This window comes from uncultured Jatrophihabitans sp., assembly GCF_964246335.1.
Lineage (GTDB): Bacteria > Actinomycetota > Actinomycetes > Mycobacteriales > Jatrophihabitantaceae > Jatrophihabitans.
In genome coordinates, this window is sequence record NZ_CAXTQF010000105.1 from 1 (window position 1) to 6,926 (window position 6,926).

Consider the following 6,926-nt stretch of genomic DNA (forward strand, 5'->3'; position numbering starts at 1 on the left):
GCCCACACGCTCGCCGGGCCGGAGCCGGCCGCGTCGCCGCCCGGCAGCAGCCACCGCGTCGTGTGGATCGTGCGGTCCGCACTGAGCAGGTTGACATCCAAGGCCGCAACGCCCTCGCCACCGAGGTGATCGTTGCGCAGCAGCTGCGCCGAGCCGAGGATCGCCACCTTCGGCGCGGTGACGAGCAGACCGCCGTAACACGTCTGCGTGCCGCCGGAGTACGTCGTGGCGTCGTCGGGCAGGGCGAGTCCGCCTGCGGCTTGCGCGCCCGGGTCGGCGCAGCCGGGTTGGTCGTCGGCGCCGCCGGTCGGGTCGTCCTCCTCCGGTTGCTCGGGCTCGACGCCGGGCGCGACTGCACGTGTGGCCGCGGTGCCCGGTGCCACCAGGACGAGCAGCGCGGCGGACGCCCGCAGTTGTCGCAGCTGGGCGGCGGAGTAGTCGTCGGGCGCCGTCACGAGCACGACCGCGCCGGGGTCGGCACGTCGCGCCGCGGCAACGTCGTCACCGGAGCGCACCGTGCTGCCGTACTGACGCAGCAGCACAGCCAGGGCCTTGCTGCCGCTCTTGCTGGCCGACGCCGGATCCAACGGACGGCCGCTGCCGCCCGTGAGCAGCGTGACGACGAGCGCGCCGACCACGACGATGCCGGCGAGTGCGAGCCACGAGCGGGTGCGCCGCCACAGGGGCGCGACGGCAGGCGCCCTCACGGTTTGTGCGGGTGCGATCGTGGTCATCGCGGTGCGGCCCGCCCCGCGCTTGCGAGGCCCGCCGGGTGCCGGATGCGCGCTGATGCCACGGCGTCGGCCGCGGCACGCGCCGCGCGCACGTCGTGCTCGTCCGCCGCTCGTCCGCCGTACCAGACCTCGTCGAAGGCGTGCATCGCGGCGGAGAGTTCGGCTGCGGCCGCGGGGAGCAGCGGCCCCGCCTCGTGCGCCGTGGCCGCGCCGGTGCGTCCGGGCCGCGGTGGCAGCACACCGCGTTCGACGATCGTCGCCACGGCCGCGCGCAACCATTCGCGCAGCGCCTCGGCATGACGGCCCTCATCCGTCAGCCGGATGGCGATGCGCCGGTGATCGCGTGCGCTGCTTGCCTCGAGCAGGTCGACCTCGGGTGCGCGCTCGGCGTACGCCGTCCGTCGCGCGACTCCTGCGCGGACCGCGAACACGAGCGCGATGACAACAAACACCAGGACGACCAGCAGGATCGCGTGCGTGCCGCCGCCACCACCGCCGAACAGCTTGGACAGCTGCCGGCCGATCCAGTGCAGCGCACGGGTCACCGGCCCGGGGTCGTCGCGGTGGTACTCGGCGCGTCGCAGAATGGCGCGCACCGCGCGTCTGGCCGCCGCGCCGCCGACCGGGTCCACCGGGCCGCCGGCGTGCCGCGGTGTCACCACGCAGTGACCGGCGCGGGCGCCGGTACGTCGGGTTCCGCTGCCGGGGGGAGCGCCAGCACGAGGTCCAGCCCCTCCTTGCGCATCCGTAGATCGGTGTAGAGGAGCACGTCGATCGCGGCGGCGACCGGAGCCACGACGGCCGCGGCGAGCAGGGTGCCGACCGCCACGATCGCGACGAACAGGGTCGGTTCGGCGACGCCGGTGCTGTCCAGCGTGCCGGTGCCGGTGACCAGGTCGGCGAGCAGCTGGGCCGGCAGCGTCACGAACATGCCGAGCACCGAGGTGAGCAGCCAGCCCAGCGCCCGGATCCCCCAGGTACGCCAGAACGTGTTGCGCACCAGCTGCGTCGAGCGGCGCAGGGCGGCGAAGACGCGCAGCTGCTCGGTCGAGCACGCCGGCGCCGCCACCGCCCAGACTCCCCACAGCCACACCCCGCCGACGGCGAACGCGAACAGGCCGGCCGTCTCGGCGACGGCGACCAGCAGGCCCAGCAGCGCGAGGATGCCGACGGTCCGCGCGAGACGCGGCAACGTGGCGCGCACGCTGCGCCGATGCCCGAGCAGGGATGCCGCGAACAGCGGGGCGAGCAGACCGCCCAGGAGCACGCCCGCCCACGCGTTGAGGAACACGCCGCCGCCTACCGAGCCGATCGTCGCGCCGGGCGATTCGGCCTGCGCGAGAAGCAGCAACGCGCGCAGCGCGGTCGTGACCACGGCTACCGGCACCGATACCGACAGCACGGCGCGGAAGTTGCCGCGTACCAGACGGACCGCGCCGTCGAGTATCTCGGCGGTGCCGAGCGGGCGCAGCTGCGCGTCGGCCGGCGTCGCCGGTGCCTGTGTCACCCGCGCCCCCTCCTGCGCCGTCGTGATCGTCTACATCATGCCGTCGGGGCCGGCAGCGGGCCGCGTGACCCTGTCGCTGCCTGCTCGGCACGGCACGAGGTGACACCATGGGCGCGTGAAACCGCGCGTACTGGTGATCGACGACGATTCCGCCCTGGCCGAGATGCTCGGGATCGTACTGCGCACCGACCAGTTCGACCCGTCGTTCGTCGCCGACGGGTCCCACGCGCTGCAGGCGTTCCGCGACACCAAGCCCGACATCGTGCTGCTCGACGTCATGCTGCCCGGCGCGACGGGCATCGAGGTGTGCCGGGCGATCCGCGCCGAGAGCGGCACACCGATCATCATGCTCACCGCGAAGACCGACACCGTCGACGTCGTCCTCGGGCTGGAGTCCGGTGCCGACGACTACGTCATGAAGCCGTTCAAACCGAAAGAGCTCATCGCGCGGATGCGTGCACGGCTGCGCCACCACGAGGACATCGGTGGTGAGGGCCTGACCATCGGGCCACCCGGCGCGCTGGTGGAGATCGACGTGCAGGCGCACCAGGTGACCCGCGGCGGTGAACCCATCTCCCTGACGCCGCTCGAGTTCGACCTGCTCGTTGCGCTGGCACGCAAGCCGCGTCAGGTGTTCACCCGGGAGGTGTTGCTGGAGCAGGTATGGGGTTACCGGCACGCCGCGGACACCCGGTTGGTGAACGTGCACGTGCAGCGATTGCGGGCCAAGGTCGAGCGCGATCCGGAACATCCCGAGGTCGTGCTGACCGTGCGCGGGGTCGGGTACAAGGCCGGCCCGCCGTGAGCACCGCGGATCGCCGGCTGCCGTCATGACCGTGACGCGCGCCGGCAGCGAGCACCACGCCGACAGCGCCGACGGTGCCGGTGCCGATCAGCCGCGCGCGGCCACGGCCGTCGGAGTGCCGGGCACCGGGCGCGTCGACGCGCTGTCCCGCGGCGCCAGGCAGGCGATGCGGGCGGTCGCGAAAGCCGCCGCCCGGACGGCGCACCTCGTCAGCGAGGCCTGGCGGCGCTCGTTGCAGCTGCGGGTCGGCGCCACGACCGCGGTCGTCGCCACCGTGATCGTGCTGGTCATCGGCCTGTTCCTCATCGACAAGGTGTCCGCGGGCATCCTGAACGCCAAGCGCGACGCCGCCGTGACCCAGGCGCGCATCGGGCTGCACCCGGCCCGCAACGCGCTCGACTCCGTCACGAACAGCCTGGACAGCCTGAGCGGCGCCGAGAACGAGATCAGCGACAGCGTGTCGTCCGGCCCGGCGGGCGCGGGCATCTTCACCGTCGAGATCGGCGCCTCCGGTCAGCGCGGCGTCGCGAGCAGCACGGTGCGCGACGTGCCGCGCGCGCTGCAGCGCAGTGTCCAGCGCGGCAACCTCGCCATGCAGTACGCGCCGATCACCGATGTGGGTGACGGCGGGGGCACCGTGCCCGGGTTGATCGTCGGCGAGCCCGTGGCCGCCAGCGGCAGCCAGTTCGAGCTGTACTACCTGTTCCCGCTGACGGCGGAGGAGCAGACGATCGCACTGGTCCAGCGCACCGTGCTGCTCGCCGGGTTGGCGCTCGTCATCCTCGTGCTCGGCATCGCCCTGCTCGTCACCCGCCAGGTGGTGCGGCCGGTGCGGGTCGCCGCCGAGACGGCCGGACGCCTCGCCGGCGGCGATCTGGCGCAGCGCATCCCGGTGCACGGCACCGACGACATCGCGCGGCTCGGCGAGTCGTTCAACGACATGGCGGGCAGTCTGCAACGCCAGATCCGTCGTCTGGAGGACCTGTCCCGTCTGCAGCAGCGCTTCACCAGCGACGTCTCCCACGAGCTGCGCACACCTCTGACGACCATCCGGATGGCCACGGAGTACCTGCACAGCGGTCGCGACGAGCTGCCGGCGGACTTCTCCCGCGCCGTCGAGCTGTTGGCCACGGAGCTCGACCGGTTCGAGGGGCTGCTCGGCGACCTGCTCGAGATCTCCCGGCACGACGCCGGCGCCGCGCGGCTCGAGTCGGTGCGCACCGACATCCGCGAGGTCGTCGCCGGCACGGTCGAGTCCAGTCTGGTGCTCGCGCAGAGACACGGCAGCGAGATCGTGGTCGACGTCCCCGACGAGCCGGTCAACGTCGACATGGACGCCCGTCGGGTCGAGCGCATCCTGCGCAACATCGTCGCGAACGCGCTCGACCACGGCGAGGGCAAACCGGTCGAGATCCGGGTCGGTTACGACGCGGACGCGGTTGCGGTGACGGTGCGCGATCACGGCATCGGGCTGCGGCCCGGAGAGGCCGGCCTCGTGTTCAACCGGTTCTGGCGCGGCGACCCCTCGCGCAGCCGGCTCACCGGCGGCACGGGCCTGGGCCTCGCCATCTCGCTCGAGGACGCACGGTTGCACGACGGCTGGCTGCAGGCGTGGGGCGAGCGCGGCCGTGGCGCACAGTTCCGGCTGACATTGCCGCGGCAGGGTGGTCACACCCTCATGCATTCGCCGCTGCCGCTCGACCCGGACGAGACCGAGGAGGAGGACGAGTGACGGGCTCGCGCCGCCGAGTGATCGCGCTCGCCCTCTTCCTCGCCGTCGTGCTCGGGCTCGCTGCCTGCACGGGTGTGCCGTCGTCGTCGCGGCCCCAGGCGATCCAGTCGCTCGGGTTGGGTGAGGAGAGCAGCGCGCCCGCCAGGCCGCCGCCGAACGTGGACCCGCGGTCGTTGCTGTCCTACTTCGGCGAGGCGAGCCAGTACGCAGACCAGAACTTCACCGCCGCGCGGCAGTACCTCAGCCGCGACGCGCAGCGTGCCTGGTCGACCGGGACGGCGACGGTGATCAGCAACAACCCCGTCATCTCGAAATGGGACTCGCGCACCGGGGACCTGCAGGTCGAGGGGCGCGAGATCGGCACGGTCAACTCCGCCGGGGTGTATCAGCCCTCGCTGTACGGCGTCGGTGACGGCGCGCCCCAGTCGTTCAAGTACCGGGTGCAGATGGTCGGCGGTCAGTACCGCATCACCAGCGCATACCCCGGCGTGCTGCTGACGAGCGATCAGTTCCGGGACACGTTCCAGCAACGCGTCCTCTACTACGTCGGACCGAACTCCCAGCTCGTGCCGGTGCCACGCTTCTCCGCGCTGTCACAGCCCACCCAGGTCGCGAACTGGATGCTCGCCCAGCTGGCGGCGAACACGCAGCAGCCGGACGTGCAGGCCATCTCGGCCAACCTGGACACCGTCCCCGCGCCGGCGCGAGTCAGTGATGACGGGGACATCGCACAGGTGCAGATCACCGGCAGCTCGGCGCTGCCTGCTGCGGCTCGCAACGTCCTGGCTGCCCAGATCAGCCAGACGCTCGACGGCGTCATCAGCCCGTCGTTCTTCGAGCTCTACGACGGCCGGCGCCCGGTGAACATTCCGCAGGCCGGGGGCGTGCGCTTCCGGGCACAGGATTTCACCGCCCTGCGCGGGCCGCCGGCGCCTGCTGCCGACCTCTACTACGTGTCACCGCCGTCGAACCAGATTCGTACCGCGCGTGGTCTTGCGCTCACCGGACCGGTTGCGCGGTCCGTCTTCCGGTCGATCGCGCTGGCCCGGCCCGCCGCCATCGGCCAGCTGACGATCGCGGGGGTGCAACCCACGACGTCGACGACCGGCACGTTGGTCATCGGCACCCAGTCGGGCGGGGTGAAACCGACATCGGTGCGCGGTGTGCTGTCCCGGCCCGCCTGGGCACCCGGCCGCGCGGAGGTGTGGACGGCCGCAGGCACGACCGTCTACCGCGTCACGACGGACGGCCGCAGCGCCACCGTCCACCGGGTCACTGTCCAGCTGCCGTTCCAGGCCAGCCGCGTCTCCGCGTTGCGGCTGAGCCCGGACGGTTCACGCATCGCGATGGTGATCTCTGGCGCGAGCAACTCCGGTCAGCTGTTCGTCGGCCCCGTGTTGCGCAGCAGCACCGACGTCCAGGTCGGGAAGTTGGTCCCGGTCAGTCCGGAGGGCGTTCTGGTGAAGGACGCAGCGTGGATCGACGCGGTGAAGTTGATCGTGATCGGCGACGTCGGATCGTCGGGCGGCCCACATGTGTTCACCTCCTACATCGACGGTTCGGGCTGGGCGGGCGGCACGACCGCCGGCCTGCCGGGGCCGGCCGACACCGTCACGATCGCGAACGACGCGCGCGCGTGGGTCTCGGCGGACGGTGACGTCTGGGAGCAGAGCGCGACCGGCTGGTCCGGCCCGCTACGCAGCGGCCAGACAGCGGGTGTCGCACCGGTGTACCTCGGCTGACTCCGCGGGCCCGGCGGGGCCAGGGCCTAGCACCGTGCGGGGCCGCAGGCCGGTCGTCCACAACGCCGCTCGCGAATCGCTCGTTCGTCCACAACCGGCGCGATCCGGGTCGCGAGGGTCGCTCGGCCCCGCCACCCTGGGCACATGGCCGCCGTGCTCAGCGACATCGTCGATCTCGTGCTCCCGCGCTCGTGTGTGGGCTGTGCGCGCGGCGGCACCGTGCTCTGCGCCGCGTGCTCGCCGGGCGACACCCCGGCGCCGGTGCCCGGCCACGAACTGCCGACCTTCGCCGCCGGGTCCTACGAGTTCGCGCTCCGGGCGGCGTTGCTGCGGTACAAGGAGCGCGGCCGGCGCGATCTCGCCGCCCCCCTCGCGGCCCTGCTGGCCGGGGCGGTCCGCGCGGTAC

At 72.7% G+C, this 6,926-nt stretch carries 6 protein-coding genes and 1 pseudogene; 4 read left to right on the plus strand and 3 right to left on the minus strand.

Annotation, left to right across the window (positions count from 1 at the left end; all coding sequences use genetic code 11):
* The 3 genes from ACFFCN_RS18085 to ACFFCN_RS18095 form a co-directional block, all read right to left on the minus strand.
* The coding region (locus ACFFCN_RS18085) for a DUF4350 domain-containing protein (RefSeq protein WP_375493931.1) at positions 1-707 on the minus strand (707 nt) is incomplete at its 3' end.
* A gap of 23 nt (positions 708-730) precedes the next feature.
* Positions 731-1,396, minus strand: coding sequence for a DUF4129 domain-containing protein (locus ACFFCN_RS18090; protein ID WP_375493933.1), 666 nt, complete (start codon positions 1,394-1,396; stop codon positions 731-733).
* Entirely contained in the window at positions 1,390-2,241 is an 852-nt protein-coding gene (locus ACFFCN_RS18095) for a hypothetical protein (RefSeq protein WP_375493934.1), read from the minus strand. The genes ACFFCN_RS18090 and ACFFCN_RS18095 overlap by 7 nt, the downstream gene beginning before the upstream one ends.
* Before the next feature lie 115 nt (positions 2,242-2,356).
* On the opposite strand from ACFFCN_RS18095, the gene mtrA reads away from it, so the two are divergent.
* The 4 genes and pseudogenes from mtrA to ACFFCN_RS18115 all read left to right on the plus strand — a co-directional run.
* Positions 2,357-3,046, plus strand: coding sequence for an MtrAB system response regulator MtrA (mtrA, locus tag ACFFCN_RS18100; RefSeq protein WP_375493936.1), 690 nt, complete (start codon positions 2,357-2,359; stop codon positions 3,044-3,046).
* 25 nt (positions 3,047-3,071) lie between these two features.
* The gene (mtrB, locus tag ACFFCN_RS18105; protein WP_375493938.1) at positions 3,072-4,778 is read left to right on the plus strand and encodes an MtrAB system histidine kinase MtrB; all 1,707 of its coding nucleotides are present in this window, start codon (positions 3,072-3,074) and stop codon (positions 4,776-4,778) included.
* Positions 4,775-6,520, plus strand: a complete 1,746-nt coding sequence (locus ACFFCN_RS18110) for an LpqB family beta-propeller domain-containing protein (RefSeq protein ID WP_375493940.1) — start codon at positions 4,775-4,777, stop codon at positions 6,518-6,520. The genes mtrB and ACFFCN_RS18110 overlap by 4 nt, the downstream gene beginning before the upstream one ends.
* 144 nt (positions 6,521-6,664) lie before the next feature.
* A pseudogene (locus ACFFCN_RS18115) lies at positions 6,665-6,926 on the plus strand (ComF family protein); the annotation flags it as partial.

What these genes read in the sequence shown, in the direction of transcription:
- mtrB (WP_375493938.1), top strand. Translation starts at nt 3,072, where the DNA reads ATGACCGTGACGCGCGCCGGCAGCGAGCACCACGCCGACAGCGCCGAC.